The organism is Ktedonobacter racemifer DSM 44963, assembly GCF_000178855.1.
Taxonomy (GTDB): domain Bacteria; phylum Chloroflexota; class Ktedonobacteria; order Ktedonobacterales; family Ktedonobacteraceae; genus Ktedonobacter; species Ktedonobacter racemifer.
Window position 1 is genome coordinate 2,541,364 of the sequence record NZ_ADVG01000004.1, and the last position, 22,478, is coordinate 2,563,841.

Sequence of the window (22,478 nt, forward strand, 5' to 3'; positions counted from 1 at the left end):
CTTAAGAAATCAGGCAGCATGCAGCACCCGTTGACGAAGCAGCGGGAAGCTCGCACGGCCATACATCATCCTTTTGATCAGCTTAAGGCGATTCACCTGTCCTTCCACCAACCCATTACTGTACGGCAGCGTCAGTCCTGCGATGACAGCAGCTTTGTCTCGCTCAATGCCCGATGCAAATTTTTGGAACTCAGGAAGAGAACTGGATGCAACCTTCGCTAACCAGGTATCAAGCTGCTCGCCTTGACGAGTACGAACCATATGTACGCGCATCCTGGACTAATCGATAGGCGGCCTCAATGAGAGGATTACTTTGACACAAGAGAGCAATCTCCTTTTGTTCAGCCTCGCTCAGAGAGGTCGGCTCCTGGACAAAGAGCCAAACGGCTGGCTTTGCAGAGAAACGGGAGAGACTCTCGACGGTGGCAAAGCCTTTCCTCAGCGGCTCCAAAAAGCGATTGACCATGCGAGAGGAATCAGGATAGCCCAGCGCTCGGATTTCTTGCCATAACTGCGTCCCATTGTGGCAGCCCTCTTGCCAACGTTTGAGAACGTAGGGTGCATAAGCATCGAAGCGGCTACGCTTTTTGCGCCGTTGTCGCGCTTCGGGAAACGCTCCTTGGGCGAGCCAACGCTTGATCGTGCGTTCGCTGGGTTGCCCCATCTTCCGAGCAATCTGTTTGGGGGGTAATCCTTGCTCAGAGAGAGCCAAGACTTGCGTATACTGATCGAGGCGTCCAGCGCGTCGAGAGAGACGGATTTGTTCCGTCGCGGGAATGGGAATGGGCCGCCATTCCTGCCGAAGGTCCTGGACAACAGCCTCTTCCGCTTCTTTCCCTGCTTGTCGGACGTCCGGGCGACTACGGGCCAGAAAGGCTTGGAGAAGATCGGTCAGATTACGAATCAAGTGCCAGCGGTCTGCTACTTGGATCGCTTGTGGAGCGCCTTGAGTGGCAGCAATTGCATAATCGGTGCCTCGGTCTCGGCTGATGACCACAATTTCTGGATGAGCTTGAAACCACGCCTTGGCGGTCTTGGTCGAGCGATCAGGAAGCAGATCAATAACTCGATGTGTTTGCAAATCGACCAGAATGGTGCCATAGCGTCGTCCCCGTCGAAACGCCCAATCGTCTATGCCAACATGGGTCACTGTCTCAACGACCGGCGTCGGTACGGCTTTGAGCCGCCGCAGGACGGTTGCCGGAGAGGTTGGCATCCCCAAGAGGGTGGCGAGCTCAGCACCTGCTTCTCCACCCGCCGCAAAACCGATGGTCTCTAGAGCTGAACAGAAACGAAGTGTTGTCCTTGCCCAAGGGCGAACCAGATCGGGAAGCCGCTCAGTGAAGATGCGCTGAGGACAATCAATCGTTTGACAAAAGAATTTGCGCACGACGAGCGAAAGAACTATTTGACGTCCGCCGCTTGGAACATCAGCGACGGTACGTCGATAATGGCTATGAATACGTTTCGCTGGTTGCAAACAGCGTGGACAAGCCGATGAAGAGGCAGTTGAGCGAACAAGGACTGTCAAACAGTCATGCAGCACTCTCACCTCATCAAGAACAAGGCCATCTGAAAGAGGAAGAAAAGGGGAAAAAACCACGGGATGATGAACTCCAAGCAAACGCTTACTTTATTGGGATATTACACGTGAGTATATCACAGAAATCGAGCATCACCAAAAGTGATGGAGTTCCAAGATATGCTTCACAATGTGCCTGGGTAGTGGCCCACCTTCCTGTCCATGTGGGTACGCTATCGAAGTCTTCTGAACTGGCGAGAGGCGTGCAGTCCCCCCACAAAGATGAGAACCCCAGCCCCGATATGAAGCAGGTTGGTCGCGTTCAGTTCGCCTGTGGGCAGATGGACGACGACCCCTTGCAGCAGCGTGCTGCTCAAATAACCGCTGAGGAACGTGGCGAGGAATGAACTCAGGGTCGTGACGGTTCCCAGGGTGGAGAAGACGCGGCCCACCATCTGCTCTGGCGTGGCAAAGAGGACCAAGGGTCCAACCAGCACCTCGGCCTGCATCGTGGCGATGCCAATAAGCGTGAAACCCACCAGGTCGATGATCGCCTGATTCGGTACGGTTGAGACGATGACCATCACCCCAGCAAAGAGGAAGGCGCGAGCATAGACGCTGGTCGCTCCGACTTTGGCCACCGCACGATCAACGAGCAAGGTCCCCAAGATGCCCCCAATGGCTGGAACAGCACTGAAGAGGCCAAACAGGCTCATGGGCACATGAATATTCTGGGTGATGTAGAAGAAGGCCAGGACGCTCACTATGCCCCATCCAAAGGAAAACAAGCTCTCGGTAAGCAGAAGAGTGCGGAGCTGGAGCTGGCCCCCGATGAAGCGCAACCCCTCGCGCAGTTCCGTCAAGACGTGCCACAGTGATGTGGGGTGGGCTGACGCACGCCTTTCTGCCGCAGATACGTGCATGCACCCGATCAACACCCAGGAACAGGCAAACGAGGCCGCATTCAAGGCAATCGCCCACCCGATTCCCAGGGAGACGTAGCAGATGCCAGCACAGGCAGACCCGATGCCCCAGCTGAACACGCCAGCCCCGACGGTCAGCGCCGAAGCGCGGGTCAGCTGCTCTTGCGGGACCACCTCTTTGAGGATCGCCTTGGTCGCCGGAGTGAAGAACTGACTCAGCCCACTGACGGCTGCCACCACGAGATACATGATGGTGAGCTTGAGAGCGAGTGGCAGCGGGAGCGGTCCACTGATCGGCAAAAGGGAGCACACCAGCACGGCCCGGAGCGCATCCATGAGGCGCATCGTCCGTTGTTTGGGCCAGCGGTCCACAAACACGCCAGCGAATGGACCGATCAGCAGGGCCGGGAGCGCGGCGGCCAGCACCACGCCGCTGACAGCAAGGGGGGCCGCGCTCTGGTTTTGCAGCAGCGTCCCGACCCATAAGATGAGCATCATCGTGAACAGTATATCGCCAATCAGCGAGATCGTACCACCAAGCCACAACAAGGTGTAGTTGCGATTGATGAGCAGTGCGAGCTTTGGGAAGGTGCGCAGGCGTTTGGAAAAGCGAGGAAACATAGGAATCCTTTCACACGCGACATCCGCGTTGAGATGCGAGATTGGTTCAAGCGTGTCTCAAGAGGGGGTGCGGTGCGAAGAAGAGGGGGATAAGTCCCAACAGGGGAAACAATGGGGAGAGCTTGCCTCTCCGCTCACTCCTCGATTCGCGCCGCATGCGGCGCGAACACACCGACAGGGTGAGCAAGGACGCGTATGAGGCAGGTCAGGGAGAGGGAAAGTGGTTTCATCATGGCTGCATCACGCTCCTTGTTGGTTAGCTGTTTGAAAAGATGCTTAGAGCTTAGCACAGAATGTTCCCATCTGCCAAATGTCATTGCACAGAGGCACTGGCCTGTCTTGATCTCCCATGCACGCTCAACATCATCTCGGTGCGACGCTACATGCCTTGTTCTGGATCTTTCTCCCCGACTGGGTAGCGCTTTGGTTTTGGTTCCCCGACACGCCTGGTCCGTTTGGGTTTTGCTGGTGGTGTGCCTGCGCAAGCATCAGTCGGAGGATGTTTCGCAGGGTCTGTGGATTCGGGTGAAGTCTTGACCTCCATGTTCACGGTTGCTTCGGCCTCGTCTACAGTTTTCTTTTTTCGGCCCCGTTTTGGCGGAGCGGCAGGAGGCATCCCACCTGTCTCGATCCTTTCCATGTTTGCGGGCTCTGCGGTGTCTGCGGCTTTCGCTCGGCCTTTTTACGTGCACGGGTCTTCTTGGCTGGTGGCGGTGGAGGTGCCTCCCCACTTGGAACGTTCGGAACCTCCACAGGAGGGACTTCTGAGACTGCCGCAGATGCCGTGACTGCCGTCTGCTTGGGGGGCGTCTCGCGTGGAGGGAGTGGAGGAACAGGAGCGATCAGCTCACCACCTTGCAACAGTCGCCACACATGTTCCCGGTTGACTTCGGTGTGGTTGAGCCGCTGCTCCCCTTCGTAGGCATCCAGGGCCATTTGCCGATAGATATCCACAGGGAGTGCATGATCCTGGACACAATCCAGGGAAAGCCTGCTCTTGCCCTCATCGAGGGCCGTTGAAACCGCACGCAGCAGCCAGTCCTTTAAGATGCCAATGCAGCCCACGCTACACTCGTAGAAATAGAGCCAGTACTCTGTGACCCAGCGCTCGGCTGGGCATTCGAGCGGCACCCGCCGCAAGAGTTCAAGCAGCGCGGCCTGGAACTCGATGCAATCTGCTTCCTGTTCCAGTTGGTAGCGCGGGAAATGGACCGGCAAGCAGCGGCGCGCGGTTTGTCCACTGAGTTTCCCAAAATTGAAAAGATCATAGGTCCTCACCAGGATGTAGAGCACCCCAGCCGAGTTCCCCAGCGATTTCAACCACTCTAACTGTTCCTGGAGCTTGCTTCCTTCCGTCCCGTCCCGTCCATAGAGCAGGTGGTGAGCTTCATCTACAAAGATGACGCGGACCCCGTGCCGATGCATCGCGGCGGAGCTGGTCGATGGCGCGACGACGGGCGACCGTCAGCAACCAGGCGCCTGGTTGGGTTGGAATCCCCTCGATGGGCCACCGTTCCAGCGCGACCAGCAGGGCATCCTGAACAATCTCCTCGGCAACCTCGAAGTTGCCCAGGATACGCAGAAGGGCGCCCAGGACTTTGCCTGCCTCTTCGCGGAAGACTGCACTGAGCGTGGACTGGATGTCCCCACTGGAGGCTGGAGAAAACCGGGTGCTTGGCGTATCAGACATGGAGGTGTGGTTCCTCCACCACCGGCCAGATCTCGACCACATTGTAGCCTGGTGCGTGAACCGACCATGCCTTGGCAAGGCGCAACGCCTCATCAAGATCAGCGACCTCGATCTCAGCGACCCCTCCGATCACTTCCGTTCCCTCAAGGAATGGACCATCAGTCACCAGCGGTTGCCCGCCCGAGGGAAGTGTCGCCATTTGAACACGGTGCGGTTTTGCATAGAGAGGGCCTCTCAATCTCCCATATTTGTTCAGTTTACCCCATTGCTGCCGTTTTTTGCAACACTACCACACAGCCTCCGCAGGAGCATGGCTCTTTTTAAGATGTCGCGTTCCTGACGCAAGAGCTCATTTTCCTTCTTGAGACGCCGCACTTCTTCCTTGTGCGGGGGAATAGGCCCACTGCCAACAAAGGCCTGTTCCCCTCCCATTCCATACTGTTGACACCAGCAGCACAGATTGCCATCGGGAATCCCCAGGTCTTTGACCACCTGGCTGATCGATGTACCGCTCGTTTGTACTCACTGCACCGCTTCGATCTTCAATATCTTCTCATCGCTTCGATTGTTTGCTTTACATGAGCTTGCTGCTACCTTTCTCATACTCGAACGTGTGTAAACACCCTCGAGCGGTCAGTTCTTCCTGCTTCATCGTCGATAGCCAGCGCACGGGAACCTTTGGATCGGCCCTCCCGTTTCGGTCTCACATCAACTCCCCAGGCATTTTACGTCCGGCGGTAGCCACTCTCCAGGACGGCCAGCTTTACGCGTGAAGCTGGCGAAGCTCTTCTGTTGCGAACCACAGCAAATTCAAGGCGGCATTGAGATCCCGGTCGATGACCAGCCCACAGGCCACGCACTCATAGGTGCGGTGTTTGAGCGGCATGCGCTTTTTGACCTGCCCACAGCACGAACAGCGTTTGGTCGAAGGGAACCAGCGCGAGGCGATGAAGAGCTCTCCCCCGGCGTTGGCCACTTTGGTCTTGAGGAACTGCAACAGTTGCCCCATCGCGGCATCAGCCACGGCACGCGAGAGCTTCCGGTTGGCCATCATCCCCACGATGTTGAGGTCTTCGATGCCGATGGCCCCACAGGTGCGCGCCAGTTCGGTCGTGAACTTGTGCTGCACATCCCGCCGGATGTTGGCGATCTGCTGATGCTTGCGTGCGACCTTGAGTCGTTGCTTCTCGTAATTCTTACTGAACACGGTTCGCCTGGTTTGCGGGTCTTTCGTCTTCTCTTTCTTACTGAGTTGGCGTTGCAGCTTGCCGAGTTTCTTGAGATGGAGCGCTAATGGCCTTTGGTTCTCAAGCCTGCGTCCATCGCTCACTACAGCAGCGTGCTTTACGCCCACATCTACCCCCACCACTGCTTCGGGCGTTGTGGGGCGCTCCCGTGTGATGTCTCCTTGAATGGAGACGTACCAGTGCCCCGCTTCACAGCAGACCGTCGCCCCCAGGATCTTGACCCGTTCGCACACGACGTGCTTGCGCGTGTTTCGCTTCTTCGTGGGAGTGGTGGCTTTCCCCTTTTCGACGAAGCGCAGTTTTTCGGCGAGGTTCACCGTTCCCAGTCTGCGTAAGAGCTTGCCTCGGTCCTTCTTCGTTTGGCGCTGATCGAGGATGAAGCGGCCAAGTCCGGGAATCGAGATCCAATGGCTTCCCAAGGTGAATTTATCGTTGGAGAGATAAAACGACTCGTGCGACTTCCCCTTTTTCTTGTACTGCGGGTAGTTCGCTCGGCCCGCAAAGAAGTTGTCATAGGCGTTTTTGAGGTCATCGAACGCACCCTCCACCACACACTTCGTCACCTGATAGGTCCACGGATACTCCTGCTCCCGGATCTGGTTGAATTGCTTCTTGAGTGCGAGGGCATGTGGCGGTTTGAGCACGCGCTGCTCTTCGGGAACGGTTTCCTGCTCAGCTTTATACGCCTGATACTGCTTCTCCCACTGCTCCCGTCCCCAGTTGTAGACAAACCGCCTCGTGCCACAGGCTCGTTTGAGATACTCCACCTGTTCAGGGGTGGGGTTCATCCGGATCTTGTGCGCGGTTTTCATCCTTGAGCGCCTTTTCTCCCGCTTTGCGGGAATTCCAGTTGAGCAGGACTCGACACCCGGCAAGTGGCTCTCGTTCAGCGAGCGGCTGGCAGCTTCGGAAGGTTGAGCGCCGTGGTCAGATCGACCTCATGAGAGGAGCGACGCCCAGAAAGCGTTCCTTTGGCTTTGAGCCTGCTTTCTCGGTCCCAGCGCTGCACTGTTTTCACGCTGACATCCACCTGCTTGGCAAACGGTACGACTGCGTATATCTACTTATTCTCACTTACTTTCGCACACGTTGTCAATACCTAGTATGTATCTCCTTCTTCTTCCACTCTTCCTTCCCAGTTGAGACCCTCTACAAATGCGGAACAGTGACACAATGCGGATCCAGTTGAGTTTGTATACGTGAGTACGCTAGAGGCAGGACTGGCGCCTGATGCTTTACAATGGCTAAAGGCATTCTACCGTTAATCTTCCTGGCGAGGGCGCTAGCCTTGTAAACGTCAAGCTTCCCTTACTCTGCCAGGTTAGGAAACGTCCTCCTCATTAACAAATTTCGATCAGGAGTTCATGCAGACAAGAAAAACACAAATGAAGGAGACGGTCATTATGAGAGTAATTGCGTTCTTTGGAGGAATTCTTTTGTGCGCACTGGTCGCCATCACTGCTGACATTGCCTATGCGCAAACTCCCGCGATGAACCCAAGCGAAACCGAGTTCGGGCCAAGCGACATCTACTTCGTTACCCAGACGTCGCTCGGTACGCCGTTTCAGGTCGACGCCGGCCGGCTCGCCCAGACGAAGGGTGGCACCGAGGCCATTCGCTCCTATGCGCAACTCATGGTGAGTTCGCACATCACGGTGAATAATGCCCTGGAGGCGATTTTGAAGCGCAAAGCTCCGGTACCGCCGCCAACGCTGCTGAAAGCCGCGTACGCGACAATGATATCAACCCTCCAGCAGGAGACGGGTCAGACATTCGACGCAGATTATGTGCGCGGCCAGGTAAACTACCAAAGGGCCAATGCCACGCTCTACCAGTATGAGATCGCCAACGGTAGCGATCCCGACCTCAAGGCATTTGCACAGCAAACACTGCCGAAAATCCAGGATCATCTGGCACGGGTGCTCAAGCTTCAGGGAGGGACAGGCTAGGCGGAAGAGGCCCTCCCCTGTCTTTTCTCCCAAATCCAACGTCCACCCCTGTGTGGCTGGTCTAGCATGGTAGTGTCAGAACTGAGGACACAGAAGCTCATCAGGGAACAGCGCATGCTGAGGGACGGCTGTCTCTCGCTAGGAGATTGCTTGTATCGTTATTTTCAAGGCAGCAATTCGATCAAGGAAAGCTCGTCGTTGCTCTCAGAGTGAGGTTGGTTTTCCATAATGAGCGAGAACGGAGAGCGTTCAGCAATTTGTCAAAAGCACAACAAAAACGGGCTACTGAGTCGAAACTTCCGAAGCCAAGCATGGGAGAATACCGTTGCTTGACCCCTCTATAGTCTTGTTCCAAGCGATTATTGAGCTATTTCTTGGTCCGATGGTGCACCTGGTCACCCAGTGTTTCACGCACTGCTCGTGGAGAGGAGGCATGCCCGTCCGTCGTCACCCGTTCCGGCGTATGGCCAACAACAGCGAGCACTTGCTTGAAAAAAAGTTGTGCTGCCTTCCTATCCCGTTTCTGTGGCTCAGGCGCGCATCAACCAGGTTGCCATCTGTGTTAATGGCGCGATACAGAGAACACTATTTCCCCTTGACTTTCACGTAGGTTTCATCGACATATCACGACTGCCCTGCTTGGCCGCGTCGTGCGGGTCCGCACTTGTTCTCCAATGAGTGGGGCAAACCGCCTTTCCCACTCCCGAACGATCTCATAGGTGAACGCCAAGCCTCGATCGAGAACCATCCCGGCGAGATCTCGCAGGCTCAACGTGTACCGGATCCGCCACAAGACAACGAGAAGGACACCATCGGTGGGATATTCGAGGAAGGTGAACTGCATTCCTGTACGCTCGTTGAAGAGACGTTTACAAGCAGAGCAACGGAACGTCCGCTAGCCAAGCGTTGTCTGCTAGGTTTGTTCTTTGGCCGTGGCTGAAGCGCAGTGCGGACCATGTATGCATTACCCCTCATCAGATGGGTCGTTGTTCTCGGCATCTCTCGCAGACGATCTCCAGGGCAAGTCTTTCTCTGAATGTTGACACTTCAGTCTCTCAGTATGCATCACCTCGGAAGATCTTTTGTCGTCTCAGTTCTGACACCCCCTGTTCAAGCAGAGGAGCCGTTCCCCATCCGCATCTCAGCATTCGAGATGCGGATGGGGAACGGCTCAGATCTGGCCTCGCCCTGTGCGCTTCAAATGACGACTGGTTGCTTCTGCTTGTGCAGCGCGTCCATGACTATCTGGTTCAGATGCAGATGGTCCTGCACCAGGGCAGGAGAGGTCAACGCCATCCACTGGTTCAGCGACACTCTGCAAAGCGATCACTCCGGAACATCTCCAGGAAGCGCAGCGGCTTGTCTGCCAAAGAAAAAGCCTGGCTCATGTCCCTCTCGAAAGAGGCAGCGAAACAGTGCCCGGTCATTCGTTGCGATAGGACCCAGCGCCTGGATGGGGGGGATTGGCGCAAGGGTGTCTGGTGGGGAGTTTTGGGTTGCGATTCCGCTCGTTAGCCCACACGCGAAGCCGAGCGCTTTGGTCTGAGCGAAGCTGTTGATTGTTTGGTAATGACGCTGGTGGTTTTGCCTCTTTGGCGTAGTGATAGAGAGTAGTGCGAGAAATCCCAAGGGCTGCACACATTTCTGGAATAGAATGACTCTGGTCAGCAAACATGCGCCGAGCCAGCGCCACTTTCCCGTTGATCTTGAGCTTTCTTGGCCGTCCGCCGACGTGTCCTCTCGCCCTGGCTGCCACTAACCCTGCCTGCACTCGTGCGTTCGCGTGGGATCTGGTGTCTGGCCTGGATGATTTTCACGATCGTCACCACCAATGGGATAGCCGACAGACTACGCTACCAGGGCGACAAAATAGCGAAAGGTGAGGATTGGACACGAGGTCTTGTGAAGCTGATTGACCAGAAGAGAACGCTATATCAGACGGGGTGCAAAGAGTGGGGAGATGGAGCAAGCAGTGAGATATGGCCTATCCTGGTTGGAAATAGTCCCACAATACCCGCGAAATAGTCAGATATCCCCACAGAACTACACAGAAAGCTACCAGAAACACAGCCAGGTAGTTTCTTTTATGCCCTTGACGTTGGATGAACGAGCCAGGGACGAGGTCTCGGACTGATAGGTTCCTGGTCTCACATACTGCTCACTTACCAAGCGAGCGGCGGCGAATGGACTGTGACATTGACAGGCACCAATCTTTTCCTCTGTCCTAGTGCTGCATGAATACATCAGGCTTATAGGGTCCTTATCATGTGCTCACGTAGTACCGCTTGGTTGCTAGTAAATAGCGCGAATGTTCGACGATTTTTAAGGTGAATGGTAGGAAATCAGCGTGAAACACGGGATTCGACCATCCATCACCATAGAAAGTCGCTCTACAAGCGGACGTTTGCCCACCGTTTTTGTGAATTCACAGCAACGTGGTTCGCATCACGTTCGCTTCTTTGAGCTTCAAAGAGGCAGAAAGAGCAAACAAAATGGCCGATCCAGTGTCCTTGTTGAACCAATGCGCACCGTTTTTGTAGAGGCGAGTGCAGGGAAAGCTTGAAGTGCTCTCTCAGCTTGGTGCTCGAATGGACACATGACGAGTGCTGCGCATCGCTTCTGGAGCCATGTGTTTAGGCAACCAATACTCGATTCCCACCATTCGCGCCGATTTCCCATCGACATTACGTTCAGCCCTTCGCAAGCTTGTTGACAATCTCTTGAGCGGTCAGGATCGCTGAGGCATATGACGGGAGATTTATTTCGAGCGAAGCCTTCATCTCATCCCAGGAAAAACTCGCCGTCGCATCTTTGACCATCGTCACTTCATAACCGAGTTCTATTGCATGCCTGACCGTTGACTCGACACAGGTGTTGGCTTTCAGGCCAATGACAACGAGCTTGTGGACTCCATGTCTTTTCAGGAGAAGGTCAAGATCTGTATTGGCAAAGCCACTTGAGCACCAGTGCTCCTGTGCAACCGTTTCGCCGGGTTGTGGAAGAAAATCAGGGTGAATTTCGCCGCCCCAGGTGCCATCTTCAAAGGTCTTGTGTTCCCAAGCTTCTCGCTGGATAGGAGCAATGTATTTCCACGTCTCGTAATCCCTTGCCCGGTAGCGGTGGTGCAGAGCGAAGAAAATCCGCAAGTTGGCTCGCCGTGCCGCTTCGAGCACGGCCTTCATGTTCGATACACACGAGGTAGCCTCAACCACTTCTTGCACGCGCGGCCAAAGCTTGCCCCCTGGTGAGATGAAATCGTTGTAGGGGTCTATCACGAGGAGCCCCGTCAAGTGTTTTTCGTAGGTCAAATCCTTCATCTCGACTCCTTCTCATCGCACGCATGCCAAGCGTTCGATGCTCACTGCAGTTTCATCAATCTGTCCTTCAGATGAAGAGCTTCCTTTGATCCATTTGTTCCCTTTCCTCAGTATCATCGGCTCCCGCTCACAGAAAAAAAGGGGTCCATTTTCTTTAGTTCAGCGGAGCCTTTCGTTCTCCTGCCCGTTCGACAGAGAAGCGCAAGGAGAAATAGGACGTCACTCAATAAAACTGCACCTTTGTGGGTAATGCTTGGTTTGCTTTTTCAACCAACGAGCGCATCTCTTTCACTTGCGGCTGCTTCAGCGCATCATCAGCCACAAACCAGTACGATCATTTGACAAAATCGGCCAATTTACAACGCATCGATGGAAAAAGCCGCATCGGGAACAGCGTGACCTGGAGGCAAACCACCGATTCCCAGATTTCGCGCCGATTTCCCAGGTTTCACCTCAAAATCCGTCGAAGTTCCTCCGAAAATAGGCTTCTAATGCTGAGATAAAGTCTCAGGTGCAGCCCTTTTTCATCCGCTTTCATGTCGCAGCGCGACATCACGCTTTGGCCCAATTTACTAGTTGCTGAGTGAGTGGCGACGACACTTAGTACTAGTTTGCGGTGCGAAATGGAGCCACTGAAGCGGCTTGAGAGCAGAAAGAGCGAAGAAAGAGCGTGGTAGAATGAACAAGAGGGGCTTATCAGGCAGAGAAAGGAAGGGCCATGCTCATCGATTGCTACCAACCAGAAGATGTGTTTGCCCGCGTGCCCGAGGTGGCAGCCCAAACCGATCCTGTCCTCAAGCAGTTGGATGGGTTGCTCGACGATGATGACCTCTATCAGCACGTCCGTGGAGATCTGGGGAAGCGCTATCGCTGGACGCTGGTGCATGGGCGGCATTCGACGCCGGTGGAAGTGATCTTGCGCATGCTCATCTGCAAACACTTGTATCAGTGGAGCTTTCAAGAAACGGAGGAACGCGTCAAGGACAGCCTGGTGCTGCGCTGGTTTTGCCGCGTCTATGCGTGAGCGAGTCCCTGATGATACCACGCTCATTCGCTGGGCCCACACCATCCGCCCAGAGACGGTGCATACCCTCAATGACCGCGTGGTGCATCTGGCGAGGCAGGCCAAGGTCACCAGCGGACGCAAACTGCGCCTTGACGCCACCTGTGTGCAGACCAACATTCATCATCCCACCGACAGTGGCTTGCTCGTGGATAGCGTGCGGGTGCTCTCCCGCTTTGTGCAGCGGGCCAAACCACTGGTGGAGGGCACGCTCTTGTCAGTGAAGCAAGCCTGCCGGAGCCGAGTGCGCTCAGCGCGTCGTGCTGCGCAGTCGTTGCATCGGCTGTTGCGGCGCAAAGGGGAGCAGAAAGATGAACAGCAGAAAGAACTCTACCAGAAGTTGATCACGACCACGCAACAGATGGTCAAGCAGGCCAAGCAGGTTGCGACGAGTTTACATCACCAGCCGCAAGCACTAGCTCAGCAACTGCTCTGCTCAGTCCAGCAGGTGCTCCCGCTCATCGAGCAAGTCATTACCCAAGCGAGCGTGCGGGTGCTGGAAGGCAAGAAGGTGGCCTCTCACGAGAAAGTGCTCAGCTTGCACGAACCACACACCCGCGCCATCCCACGTCACAAAGGCGGGGCCCTGGTGGAGTTCGGTCGGCACGTGGTGCTCGACGAGGTAGAGGGGGGCATCGTCACGCGCTTTGAGATCTGCGAGGCTCCTCATGAGCATGGACAGGCTGATGAAGCACTTGCCCATCATCAGCCCCTCTTTGCGCACCCTCCGCGCTGGTTGGTCGGCGATCGCGGGGTTCACGCTGCAGGGACGCGTGAGCGAGCGCAAGCCGCAGGGGTCAAGGTGGTGGCGATCCCTGCGGAGGGCAAGCGCTCGCAGGAGCAACGAGCCCAAGAACACACACGAGCCTTCAAACGGGCCTACCGCTGGCGTGCGGGGATCGAGGGGCGCATTCACAGCCTGCGCCGCGATTATGGGTTGCGCAGATGTGCCTATCACGGGGAAGACGGGATGCAACGTTGGATCGGTCTGGGCATCATCTCCAGTAACCTGCGCCATATTGCCCAGGCCACGGTCGCCTAGGGCTCATCCAGAGAGAACCTCATCCATGATACCGAGAGCAATGGCTCTCAACGCCCTTCTCATGCGCTTCTCTCCATTTCGCACCGCAAACTAGTACTACAGTCCCACTTAGCGAGGTATATATGTTACGAAGTGGTTTCTTAGGCTCCTTCTTTGTAGAAGACTTGTAATATGGCAGTGAGCCTGTGGAGCCACCCCACGTTTTAAGTGGTGCTGTAGTATTAGACCGTGTTTTGGAATGCGCGGCGGTAATTCTGCATGGACAAAAGAGCAAGATAGGAGAAGTTTTTGCTTTGTAAGATGGTAGAATGTCTTGCATGCAATTGGGGAGCGGAAGACCTTTGTCTCAAGACATCCAGGAGAGCAGACGACTCAAGTTGAGAGAAACGCAGTCTTTACGTTCTGGGGTTGTTCTGCTTCAGTCTCAAAGAGCATGATCGGAAAAGACTTTCGGCTCTTCATGGATTGGAAAGGAAACCATCATGAAATTGCTTCTCACCTCGGCTGGCATCAAAAACGACAGCATTCGCAACGCTCTGGTTGATCTGTTGGGCAAACCGATTACCGAGTCCAGCGCCCTCTACATTCCCACCGCGATCTACCCCTTCCCTGGCGGTGCTGCCATGGCCTGGCGGCTGATCCACGGCCCCTTGTGCGAATTGGGATGGAAGTCGTTGGGCGTGCTGGAGCTCACCGCTCTGCCCAGTATCCAAGAAGACTGTTGGGTCCCAATGCTTAAGGAGACGGACACCCTGCTGGTTGGCGGCGGCGATCCCCTGTATCTGTGCCACTGGATGCGACAGTCGGGACTGGCAGACCTGTTGCCCTCTCAGCTGCGCGAGACGGTCTACGTGGGGGTGAGTGCCGGGAGCATGGCGGCGGCCGCCACCTTCGGCGAGACCTACCGTGATCCGCGCAGGGGCAGCGGTGAATCGCTCACGTCGGAAGACATCGTGTTCGCCACACCCCAGGGAGAAATCAGCAGGATCTTGGTCACGGCTCAGGGAGTGGGACTGGTTGACTTTGCGTTGATTCCGCACCTGGATCACGAGGATCACCCGGACGCTTCCCTGGCCAACGCAGAAAAGTGGGCTGCGAGGCTACCCATGCCAACGTACGCGATCGACGATCAGACCGCCATCAAAGTGATCGACGGAGCAGTCGAAGTGGTCTCCGAAGGCCATTGGAAACGGTTTACGCCCTAATGGGGTGTTTGGGAACGGGTCGTTCTTGGGCCCCAAACGAGCGAGGAGCAACCGAATCATTGCCACTTGGATCAGTGTTTCACTCGTCTGCACTTTTCGCTCGTAATCCTTACTCATTCTTCTGTTACGAGAAATCCAACTGAATGTTCGCTCCACGACCCATCTACGGGGCACCACGCTGAAACCGCGGGTGCCTGATGGGTGTTCCACGACTTCCAGTTCCCAATCTCCTGTGGCTTGACACCACTCAGCTAACTCCTGCCCATGATAGGCCGCATTTGCCCAAATCTTTTTCAGACGCGGCACGAAGAACTTGAGCCCTGCAAGGAGACAACGAGCCCCCTTGGTATCATGCGTATCGGCAGGGGTTACGTAGATGGAAATGGGGATACCTAGCGTATCCACGAGGAGATGCCGTTTTCTCCCTTTGATGTGTTTGTGGGCATCGTAGCCACAGATCCCAGACGACTCCTCAACCGTTTTCACGCTTTGGGAATCCATGCTGGCTGCACTTGGGTCAGGGTGCCTTCCTTGTCGTTCTCGTTCAGCCTGGTGCAACGCCCGCAGCAAAAGCGTCCAGGTCCCTTTGAGGCGCAGGCGCCGGAAGTGATAAAAGACCGTTTGCCATGGCGGAAAGTTGGTTGGCAGGTAACGCCATGGGCAACTAGTGCGCAAAACGTAAAAGATGGCATTAAAAATGGCACGCAGGGAGTGGGCGGGTGGCCCGCCTCGTTTGGACTGGAGAGGGAGGTGGCGCTGCAGGCACTCCCACTCCGCATCAGACAGATTACTGGGATAACTTGTATTCATCCTTCCAGTTTATCGTGTGAGGCCATCTCTGCGATTAACAAAACACGGTCTTAGTGCAAGATTACGAAACCTTTTCGGGAAGAGATAAATGTGGCTCATATGCACACCCATAATAGGCACAGACTCGCTCAGCGAGGTGGTGAGCCGAAAGCAACCCATTGGTTTCGGCCACATTGCGTTTGCCATGGACCCACTTGGGCTCAATTGGATTGAGCCAGGGACTTTTGGTGGGCAGTTGGAAAGGCAAAATCCGTACCCCTTCGTCCGTTTGTTTGACAGCGAGGTTGTGTTTTCTGATCCAGGTGCGCACCATCTTACTCACATGCCAGGAGGCGTTGTCCCAGATGAGGAGCCACTGACGTTTGCCTTGTGCGGCCAATTGCTGACAACACCAGTCCAGAAACTGGATGGTGATCTCACTCACCGGGCGTCCTGTGACAAAACGAAGCCACATCTGCTCTCGCACGGGTTCCTCCGTGGTTCCGTTTTGCCAGAGGACACCATAGCAAGCCAATGCTTTTGGGTCAGGGTCATTCTTTTGCCAGGATTGCTCAACCAAACGGACTGGGTACTCTGGATCTTGCCAGGTGTGAAGGCGTGGAAGAGCAAATCGGCTCCACCAGACCTCGTCGAGGAAGCCAATGGCCCAATCAGAGCGGGGTTGAGCGTACGCGATCAAGCGGTCACGAGCCTTTTTTTTCGTGCATACTGCGGATCGGGGCTGGTAATCCAGTGCTTGGCTCGTTTCCAACTGACGCCCAAGCGCTTGAGCGCGCGGCGGACACTGGCAGCAGTGGTCGGGGCAGCTACGAGTCCTTGTGACAAGCAGATTTGCGCCACCAGTGGGAGAGACCAGAGATTGCGCTCGATACCAAAATCGCGCGGGCTGCGATGGAGCAGATCGCGCAAGGCTGGCAGATTCTCGTCGGCAATGCTGGTGCGTAGCCGATGAGGGCGACAGGACTCCTTCTTGAGCACGTCGAGCCCCTGCTCGTTGAAGTCTTTGATCACATTGCGCACTGTCTGGTCGTCGCAGCCCAGCTGCCGCGCAATGGCGATGGCTCGCTCTCCACGGGCTGAAGCCAGAAGGATCTGGCAACGGCGTAGCACAAAGGCTGAGCCGGAGCGTAAGTGAGCCTCGATATGGGCTCGCTCGGATTCGGTGAGTGGTCGAATGAAAATGGGTTGCATACCTTCTCATATCGGCTACTTTCCTACTTTCTTTTGGACGATTGCATTAGGGACTCAAGAATAATTAATGATCCCAGATAGCTGACAGGTTTCATTAACTCTACCTGAACCTCTTTTGAGTTTCCTCTGGAAGCATGGTACTGAAAGCTGTGGTTGATTGCGGCGCGAATTGTGCATGCAAGCGATTTCAGGTATTTGCGCCTCACCTCCCATACGCCTTATGAGTGTGTCAGATCCGCTTTTCATGTCATTTATCACCAGTCGCGCCATATGCGCCTCTCCCCTTGTTTTTGCTGAAAAGTATGACGATAGGCCTGTGGTGAGATATGGAGAAAACGCTGGAAGTGCAAGCGCAGCGTCGCCGCTGAATGAAAACCACAGCACGAGGCAATCTGCTCAACGGGCTCGTTGGTCGTTTCCAGAAGACGCTGAGCCAGCACAATGCGCTGCTGAAGTATCCATTGATAGGGAGCCATCCCCAGGGTCGCGCTGAAACGGCGTGCGAAGGTCCGCCGGCTCATTGCAGCCTGGGCAGCCAGTTGCTCGATGGTAAACTCTCTGTCGAGGTGGGCCGCGATCCACGCCAGGGTCGCGCCAAAGGGGTCGTTCTCATCCAGGTCGGGAAAGGGCGTCTCGATATATTGCGCCTGTCCGCCCTCGCGATGCAGAGGAACAACCATCCGCCGCGCAACAGCCGCAGCAATTTCAGCTCCGTAATCCTGGCGCACAATATAGAGAGACAGGTCGATAGCCGCTGCCGTTCCTGCAGCCGTTAACACCTGGCCATCATCGACATAGAGCACGTGGGGATTGACCTGGACTTTGGGATAGCACGTGGCCAGTTCCGCGGCCCAGGCCCAGTGGGTCGTGGCCCGGCGCCCATCGAGCAAGCCCGCAGCAGCCAGGAGGAAGGCTCCTGTGCAAAAAGAGATGACACGCGTGCCACGCTGATAAGCCGCACGCAAAGCCTCAAGCAAATCGTCTGGCGCGGTCGCGGTACGAAAACGAGGAGAACTGGGCACAATGATCGTGTCTGCCTCCGCGAGATGCTCCAGATGATAGGGAGTGCTCAGGGGAAGGCCGGTAGAAGTCCGAACTGGCCCTGGTTCTGTGGCACAAATCAGAAGCCGATACCAGGGTACCTTCAATTCAGCGCGTTCAATCCCAAAAATTTCCGTAGCTACTCCCAATTGAAAAAGATTCACCGCGTCGTACGCAATGATCGCAATCGTATACATGGCAATTTCTTCATGCTTTCTGTCTCTTCTGCTGCTGGCAGATCTTCTCTGCTGCTGGCAAAATATTAACACATCGATTGTTTTTTGCCAAACAATGAGCAATTTGAGCAGACGTGGGATCACAACGGAGCTCACCTCCAGTGCGGTTGCTGCTCTGCACATCTCTGAAAGGATTCCATTTTGGACATACCCACAAAGCGGCTTGCCACTTTTTTGCAGAACCTGCGCTTCTCGCGCTCTTTCTGGTTCCTGGTCACCGGCTCCTTCATCAACAAAGCTGGCAATTTTATCATGCCTTTCTTTACGTTGTATCTGACCTCCCTTCACCATCTGTCTATCAGTGCCGCGACGCTCATCATCTCACTGATGGGCCTTGGCTCGCTGGGTGCCGGGATCTGCGGGGGGATACTGGCTGATAGAATTGGACGACGCGTAACGCTGCTCTTCAGCCTGGTCGCGACAGCCACCCTGATGCTGGCCCTCGGCTTCGCCCAGACGCTGCCCCTGATTATTCCGCTCGCTATCCTCTACCAGTTCTTCAATGAGCTCTTTCGCCCTGTGACCTCGGCGGCCATAGCGGACCTGGTGCCACCAGAAGAGCAGACGCGAGCTTATGCCCTGCGCTATTGGGCGAACAACATTGGCAACGCGATTGGACCGCTCATCGCCGGGCTGATTGCCCCCATCTCCTATCTCCTCCTCTTTCTGGGAGACGCGCTCACAACCTGCAGCTTTAGCCTGCTGATCTGGTTCGGGGTACCTGAAACGGGTCAGAGTAACCGTTCGCATGTCAAAAAACAGCTGGAGAGGAAAGCGCCCACAAAGCTCCCTCTTCGTCAGGCTTTTACTGATCCCTGGCTTTGGTCCTACGCGTTGCTGGCGCTCCTGTTCGACTGTGTCTATATACAATCGACGACTGCGCTGCCGCTTGACATGTACGCACATGGAATGAGTACGCTGGCTTTCGGTACGGTAATGGCGGTAAACGCGGTTCAGATCGTTTTCGTTAGCCTGCCGCTGACCACACTTTTTCGACGCGTCAATCGGCACCTTTCGCTGGCCATAGCCGCGCTGATGTTGGGCACGGGCATGGGCCTCTATATCTGGCTACATATGTATGCTGGCTATATCCTGGGAGTGCTGTTCTGGACCGTTGGAGAAATTCTCTCCTACCCGATTGCACTGGCGCTGATCGCGGAACTCTCTCCGCCCCTCCTGCGTGGCTCGTATCAGGGAATCTACAGCAGCATTCGCGCGCTGTCTTCGCTTCTCGCTCCCGCGCTGGGTGGCCTGATCCTTGAACAGTTAGGCCCAACCGCTTTGTGGAGCAGTTGTTTTGTGGTCAGCGCACTCATCGCTTGCGGCTATCTGATCCTGAACAAGCTGCGCCAGCCCCAACACATCAAGTGGGGCTGCGTTGCAAAAACACTGAGAGACTCTCGAAAACTAAATTGTTCCAGAGAGGATATGGCCAAAGATGATAGACTGTAGTCAAAAAGCGTTGGAGGCGAAAGATGGAATTGACTGAGGAAGTGAAAGAGTTGTTGAGAGAGACGGGAAAAGGGATCAAAGGCAGTGTACGCCGCCTGTTTATGGCACGAACAGTTCGAGCATTGGGAGAAGGAGGTCAACGCCTGGCAGAACGGGAATTGGGATGGAATCGTGGGACGATCCGTAAAGGCCAGCACGAACTGGAACAGGGAATAGTTTGTTTCGATGCGTACACCTCGCGAGGCCGCAAGCGGAGTGAAGAGCATTTGCCTAACTTGCTCAGCGATATCACAGCCATCGTAGATGGGCAGAGTCAAGCAGATCCGCAGTTTCGCACGAACCGTCTGTACACTCGCCTGACGGCAAAGGAAGTGCGCCGCCAGTTGCTTGCACACAAAGGCTATCGTGAAGACGAATTACCTACAGCGGAGACAATTGCTACGAAACTGAGTGCGTTGGGGTACTATCCGAAAAAAGTGGCCAAGAGCCAACCCCCCAAAAACTCCCGGAAACCGACGCCATCTTAGCCCAAGTGAAGCACCTGAACGAGGAGGCTGATGAAGCGTCGGGCACGTTACGGATCTCGATGGATGCCAAGGCGACGGTGAAGGTCGGCCCCTTTGCACGTGGAGGAAAAAGTCGAGTTGCCACGAAGGCCGCCGATCACGACTTTCACCCAGCAGCAACGGTCACACCAGTGGGGATTTTCCTCCCAGCCTCCGATGAGTTCTTTCTCTATGGGGTGACCTCCAAAGTGACGAGTGATTGTCTGGTGGATCGTCTCATCGATTGGTGGGAGACCGCGTGCGTACGCTTTCCTCACATCCAGACGCTACTCATCAATTTGGACAATGGCCCAGAGAATCACAGTCGGCGTACACAATTTATGCAGCGTTTGCTGGCATTTGTGGAGCGCTATCAGATCACTGTTCGTCTGGCGTATTATCCGCCTTACCACAGCAAATACAACCCGGTCGAACGGTGTTGGGGATTTTAGAGCAGCACTGGAATGGTTCCTTGCTCGACTCGGTAGACGCAGTGATAAAGTCAGCCAGCACGATGACCTGGAAAGGGAAATATCCCGTCGTCGCATTGGTGACAAGCATCTATCAGACCGGCGTCAAACTGACCAAGGAGGCAATGGACGCAGTGGAAACCCAACTTCAGCGCCTGCCTTCCTTAGAAAAATGGTTCGTGGACATCGTCTATCGCGCGCCAGACTTTCGGGATAGTTAATAATTCTTGAATCCCTTAGTGCTTAAAATATACTAACTACTCTGTTTCGAGCACTTGCATTACCAGAGCAACGAACTGATAGAGGTCAAAGGGCTTCTCCACAAGAAGGACGTCCGTTCGTTCCCTGACTCGTTTGGGAAGGTTGGCACTCATGATAATAGCAGGGACACGTTCCAAGCCTTTCCTAGCTCGTAGTGCGTCCAGACACGCTACCCCGTCCATATGGGGTAACAGATAGTCCAGGATGACAAGCTGAGGGGTGAGAGTGCGAACGATCTCACGTGCAGTAGAAGCGTCCTGGATGAGCTTCACTTGATAAGGGGTCTCAGCCAGAAGAATCTCTACAAGCATCTCGCCAATATCAGGGTCATCCTCGACAATGAGCACCGTCTTGATACCAGAATATGTTGACTCCTTGTTCCAATAGAGAAACTCTGGCATGATTTTATCACATCGCGAAATGGTGGTGTGTGTTTACAACGAACGAGATACTCAATTAGAACTTATCCGAAAACTGAGAGACGTTCACAATGATGGAAACACATGAGAGCACAGGCCAAACGCAGGAAGGCATCATAGGTGCGGTCCAGCTTTTCCCAACGAATGATGATTCGACGCCAGCGATTGAGCCAGGAGAAAAGGCGCTCGACCACCCAGCGCCTGGGGACTTTGGTCGTTTCCAGAGCGTTGGCAGGCTCCTGGGTCTCTCCTTGTTGCGAAAGCGCTTGCCAATACCACGCATGGTTATGGCGATTAAGGCGAACATGCGGCTCATACCCCTCCTCATAGAGCAGGCTGTAGATGACATCATAGTCATAGCCAGCATCCAGGCACAGATGCTGGGGATGCTCAATGGTGGGTTCAGGGCGTGCAATCGCGTGATGCTCCAACGTCGCAGCGACCAGTTTCATATCATGGCGATTGGCCCCATCAATGACCAATGCCAAGGGCAGACCTCGGCGATCACAGAGAATGCTCCGCGCGGGTTCCCTGCTTGCCGCGATCGGTGGGAGCGGGTCCGACCGCGGCTTGGGCAAAAGGGGCTTTGCTCGTCGAGCTATCCAGGCTCTGCCAGTCCCAGCCAATGCCTTGCAACTCGTCGTAGAGGTGCAGACCTGCTTTCCACAGGCGAGCGAAGACGCGCTTCCGCTTCCCATTGACGGAACCGGTCATAGACGGTAGAACTGGCACCCATTTCACGGGGCAAGGCATTCCATTGAATGCCCGTTCGCAGAATATAGACGATGGCTTCAAACATCGCTCGATCATCGGCGGCTGGTCGTCCTCCCTTGGGGTGAGGAAGGCGAACAGGAATCAGAGGACAGACGTGTTCCCACAATTCATCGCTGACTTTCCATGGATGGGTTCGAGCCATATGCTTGTTTCACCTCGCTTGGTTTTCTTTTCATTGTACCAACCACAGTTTTCGGATAAGCTCTTAGTCGTTGAAGAAGGAAACGCTATGCTGCTAACAACCATTCTGGGTTTCTTTGGTGGTCTCTTTGGAGCAAATGGTATTCCCCACTACCTGACAGGAGTGACAGGTCGAGAGCACCCATCGCCGTTTGGGAGTTCATCTGTAGTGAACGCTATTGAGGGGTGGGCAATGTTTCTGCTTGGTGGTACCTTATGGTATTTTGCCTGGATACAGAATTATGTACTCTATGCCTTTATCTCTGCCGCACTGGGTATGCTTGTGATCGCTCTTGTGCATACGCAGGTGTGGGTGAAGAATCCCGAATTTTATAAACGCATATTACCAGGGCGCAAGTAATTGTGACACTCCACATGGTCTAAAGACCAGTGGCTTCTCGCAAGTACATTTTCTCCTTGCGAGCTACGCGCATAGCATTGCTGCTATCCGTGGGTCGTGCCATTCGACCAACTACAGGGGAGCAATCGATTATCCCCTGATACTTTTGTACGTTGATTG

18 protein-coding genes and 7 pseudogenes are annotated in these 22,478 nt (G+C 55.0%); 7 read left to right on the forward strand and 18 right to left on the reverse strand.

All coding sequences use genetic code 11. The features are described from left to right. Positions 1–9 precede the first annotated feature (9 nt). The 8 genes and pseudogenes from KRAC_RS77580 to KRAC_RS64365 form a co-directional block, all read right to left on the reverse strand. Positions 10–273 carry a transposase gene (locus KRAC_RS77580; RefSeq protein WP_338010154.1) on the reverse strand — a complete coding sequence of 88 codons (264 nt, stop codon included), beginning with the start codon at positions 271–273 and terminating at the stop codon, positions 10–12. Then, positions 230–1,531: an ISL3 family transposase gene (locus KRAC_RS53050; RefSeq protein WP_244422567.1), complete on the reverse strand. Its 1,302-nt coding sequence runs from the start codon at positions 1,529–1,531 to the stop codon at positions 230–232. The genes KRAC_RS77580 and KRAC_RS53050 overlap by 44 nt, the downstream gene beginning before the upstream one ends. Positions 1,532–1,755: 224 nt before the next feature. Then, a complete protein-coding gene (locus tag KRAC_RS53055; protein ID WP_007921370.1) occupies positions 1,756–3,066 on the reverse strand; it encodes an MFS transporter in 1,311 nt (436 codons plus the stop codon). Positions 3,067–3,633: 567 nt separating this feature from the next. Next, positions 3,634–4,491 carry a TniB family NTP-binding protein gene (locus tag KRAC_RS64360; protein WP_075164606.1) on the reverse strand — a complete coding sequence of 286 codons (858 nt, stop codon included), beginning with the start codon at positions 4,489–4,491 and terminating at the stop codon, positions 3,634–3,636. Beyond that, positions 4,454–4,756, reverse strand: coding sequence for a sigma factor (locus KRAC_RS53065; RefSeq protein WP_040447596.1), 303 nt, complete (start codon positions 4,754–4,756; stop codon positions 4,454–4,456). Before KRAC_RS53065 ends, KRAC_RS64360 begins: the two co-directional genes overlap by 38 nt. After that, positions 4,749–4,955, reverse strand: coding sequence for a YciI family protein (locus KRAC_RS53070; protein WP_052569319.1), 207 nt, complete (start codon positions 4,953–4,955; stop codon positions 4,749–4,751). Before KRAC_RS53070 ends, KRAC_RS53065 begins: the two co-directional genes overlap by 8 nt. Before the next feature lie 564 nt (positions 4,956–5,519). Next, complete coding sequence (locus KRAC_RS53080; RefSeq protein ID WP_007921373.1) at positions 5,520–6,815, reverse strand: RNA-guided endonuclease InsQ/TnpB family protein; 1,296 nt, start codon at positions 6,813–6,815, stop codon at positions 5,520–5,522. Positions 6,816–6,892: 77 nt separating this feature from the next. Continuing rightward, positions 6,893–7,063 (reverse strand): annotated as a pseudogene (locus tag KRAC_RS64365) (IS607 family transposase); the annotation flags it as partial. Positions 7,064–7,406: 343 nt separating this feature from the next. Between KRAC_RS64365 and KRAC_RS64370 the strand changes: the two are divergent. After that, positions 7,407–7,952, forward strand: coding sequence for a DUF4142 domain-containing protein (locus KRAC_RS64370; RefSeq protein WP_007921374.1), 546 nt, complete (start codon positions 7,407–7,409; stop codon positions 7,950–7,952). Positions 7,953–8,090: 138 nt separating this feature from the next. On the opposite strand, the pseudogene KRAC_RS68275 reads toward KRAC_RS64370, so the two are convergent. Together KRAC_RS68275 and KRAC_RS80495 are read right to left on the reverse strand one after the other, a co-directional pair. Beyond that, positions 8,091–8,913: pseudogene (locus KRAC_RS68275) on the reverse strand (IS6 family transposase). A gap of 236 nt (positions 8,914–9,149) precedes the next feature. Further along, positions 9,150–9,307, reverse strand: a pseudogene (locus KRAC_RS80495) (oxalate decarboxylase); the annotation flags it as partial. Positions 9,308–9,311: 4 nt separating this feature from the next. Between KRAC_RS80495 and KRAC_RS77585 the strand changes: the two are divergent. Then, positions 9,312–9,467, forward strand: coding sequence for a hypothetical protein (locus KRAC_RS77585; RefSeq protein ID WP_244422598.1), 156 nt, complete (start codon positions 9,312–9,314; stop codon positions 9,465–9,467). 94 nt (positions 9,468–9,561) lie between these two features. Here the strand turns inward: KRAC_RS77585 and KRAC_RS78865 are convergent. Both KRAC_RS78865 and KRAC_RS53105 read right to left on the reverse strand, forming a co-directional pair. Next, positions 9,562–9,723: pseudogene (locus KRAC_RS78865) on the reverse strand (recombinase family protein); the annotation flags it as partial. Positions 9,724–10,642: 919 nt separating this feature from the next. Next, a complete protein-coding gene (locus KRAC_RS53105) occupies positions 10,643–11,269 on the reverse strand; it encodes a cysteine hydrolase family protein (protein ID WP_007921376.1) in 627 nt (208 codons plus the stop codon). Between the two features lie 718 nt (positions 11,270–11,987). On the opposite strand from KRAC_RS53105, the pseudogene KRAC_RS53115 reads away from it, so the two are divergent. Both KRAC_RS53115 and KRAC_RS53120 read left to right on the forward strand, forming a co-directional pair. Then, a pseudogene (locus tag KRAC_RS53115) lies at positions 11,988–13,374 on the forward strand (ISNCY family transposase). A 482-nt stretch (positions 13,375–13,856) separates the two neighbouring features. Further along, positions 13,857–14,579 (forward strand): Type 1 glutamine amidotransferase-like domain-containing protein, encoded by a 723-nt coding sequence (locus KRAC_RS53120; protein ID WP_007921380.1) that lies wholly within the window; start codon positions 13,857–13,859, stop codon positions 14,577–14,579. Here KRAC_RS53120 and KRAC_RS68285 read toward each other — a convergent pair. The 4 genes from KRAC_RS68285 to KRAC_RS53140 form a co-directional block, all read right to left on the reverse strand. Then, positions 14,475–15,389, reverse strand: a complete 915-nt coding sequence (locus KRAC_RS68285; protein ID WP_007921381.1) for an IS5 family transposase — start codon at positions 15,387–15,389, stop codon at positions 14,475–14,477. The genes KRAC_RS53120 and KRAC_RS68285 overlap by 105 nt on opposite strands. A gap of 61 nt (positions 15,390–15,450) precedes the next feature. After that, entirely contained in the window at positions 15,451–16,068 is a 618-nt protein-coding gene (locus KRAC_RS73155) for a transposase (protein WP_007905171.1), read from the reverse strand. Continuing rightward, complete coding sequence (locus KRAC_RS73160) at positions 16,065–16,580, reverse strand: helix-turn-helix domain-containing protein (RefSeq protein ID WP_007905169.1); 516 nt, start codon at positions 16,578–16,580, stop codon at positions 16,065–16,067. Before KRAC_RS73160 ends, KRAC_RS73155 begins: the two co-directional genes overlap by 4 nt. Positions 16,581–16,834: 254 nt before the next feature. Then, entirely contained in the window at positions 16,835–17,818 is a 984-nt protein-coding gene (locus KRAC_RS53140; protein ID WP_007921385.1) for a helix-turn-helix domain-containing protein, read from the reverse strand. A gap of 180 nt (positions 17,819–17,998) precedes the next feature. Between KRAC_RS53140 and KRAC_RS53145 the strand changes: the two genes are divergently transcribed. After that, positions 17,999–19,309 carry an MDR family MFS transporter gene (locus tag KRAC_RS53145; RefSeq protein ID WP_007921386.1) on the forward strand — a complete coding sequence of 437 codons (1,311 nt, stop codon included), beginning with the start codon at positions 17,999–18,001 and terminating at the stop codon, positions 19,307–19,309. A gap of 23 nt (positions 19,310–19,332) precedes the next feature. Further along, a pseudogene (locus KRAC_RS80500) lies at positions 19,333–20,545 on the forward strand (ISAzo13 family transposase). 36 nt (positions 20,546–20,581) lie between these two features. On the opposite strand, the gene KRAC_RS53160 reads toward KRAC_RS80500, so the two are convergent. Both KRAC_RS53160 and KRAC_RS53165 read right to left on the reverse strand, forming a co-directional pair. Next, positions 20,582–20,986: a response regulator gene (locus tag KRAC_RS53160; protein WP_007921388.1), complete on the reverse strand. Its 405-nt coding sequence runs from the start codon at positions 20,984–20,986 to the stop codon at positions 20,582–20,584. Positions 20,987–21,048: 62 nt separating this feature from the next. Then, positions 21,049–21,920: pseudogene (locus KRAC_RS53165) on the reverse strand (IS5 family transposase). A gap of 87 nt (positions 21,921–22,007) precedes the next feature. Between KRAC_RS53165 and KRAC_RS53170 the strand changes: the two are divergent. Then, positions 22,008–22,319, forward strand: coding sequence for a hypothetical protein (locus KRAC_RS53170; RefSeq protein WP_007921390.1), 312 nt, complete (start codon positions 22,008–22,010; stop codon positions 22,317–22,319). Positions 22,320–22,478 lie beyond the last annotated feature (159 nt).

Excerpts from the sequence above, each read along its gene's own strand:
- KRAC_RS53055 (WP_007921370.1), bottom strand. The coding sequence starts at position 3,066 with ATGTTTCCTCGCTTTTCCAAACGCCTGCGCACCTTCCCAAAGCTCGCA.
- KRAC_RS64360 (WP_075164606.1), bottom strand. The coding sequence starts at position 4,491 with ATGCATCGGCACGGGGTCCGCGTCATCTTTGTAGATGAAGCTCACCAC.
- KRAC_RS53160 (WP_007921388.1), bottom strand. The coding sequence starts at position 20,986 with ATGCCAGAGTTTCTCTATTGGAACAAGGAGTCAACATATTCTGGTATC.
- KRAC_RS68285 (WP_007921381.1), bottom strand. The coding sequence starts at position 15,389 with ATGAATACAAGTTATCCCAGTAATCTGTCTGATGCGGAGTGGGAGTGC.
- KRAC_RS64370 (WP_007921374.1), top strand. The coding sequence starts at position 7,407 with ATGAGAGTAATTGCGTTCTTTGGAGGAATTCTTTTGTGCGCACTGGTC.
- KRAC_RS53120 (WP_007921380.1), top strand. The coding sequence starts at position 13,857 with ATGAAATTGCTTCTCACCTCGGCTGGCATCAAAAACGACAGCATTCGC.
- KRAC_RS53070 (WP_052569319.1), bottom strand. The coding sequence starts at position 4,955 with ATGGCGACACTTCCCTCGGGCGGGCAACCGCTGGTGACTGATGGTCCA.
- KRAC_RS53140 (WP_007921385.1), bottom strand. The coding sequence starts at position 17,818 with ATGTATACGATTGCGATCATTGCGTACGACGCGGTGAATCTTTTTCAA.
- KRAC_RS73160 (WP_007905169.1), bottom strand. The coding sequence starts at position 16,580 with ATGCAACCCATTTTCATTCGACCACTCACCGAATCCGAGCGAGCCCAT.
- KRAC_RS53080 (WP_007921373.1), bottom strand. The coding sequence starts at position 6,815 with ATGAAAACCGCGCACAAGATCCGGATGAACCCCACCCCTGAACAGGTG.
- KRAC_RS53170 (WP_007921390.1), top strand. The coding sequence starts at position 22,008 with ATGCTGCTAACAACCATTCTGGGTTTCTTTGGTGGTCTCTTTGGAGCA.
- KRAC_RS77580 (WP_338010154.1), bottom strand. The coding sequence starts at position 273 with ATGCGCGTACATATGGTTCGTACTCGTCAAGGCGAGCAGCTTGATACC.
- KRAC_RS53105 (WP_007921376.1), bottom strand. The coding sequence starts at position 11,269 with ATGAAGGATTTGACCTACGAAAAACACTTGACGGGGCTCCTCGTGATA.
- KRAC_RS53065 (WP_040447596.1), bottom strand. The coding sequence starts at position 4,756 with ATGTCTGATACGCCAAGCACCCGGTTTTCTCCAGCCTCCAGTGGGGAC.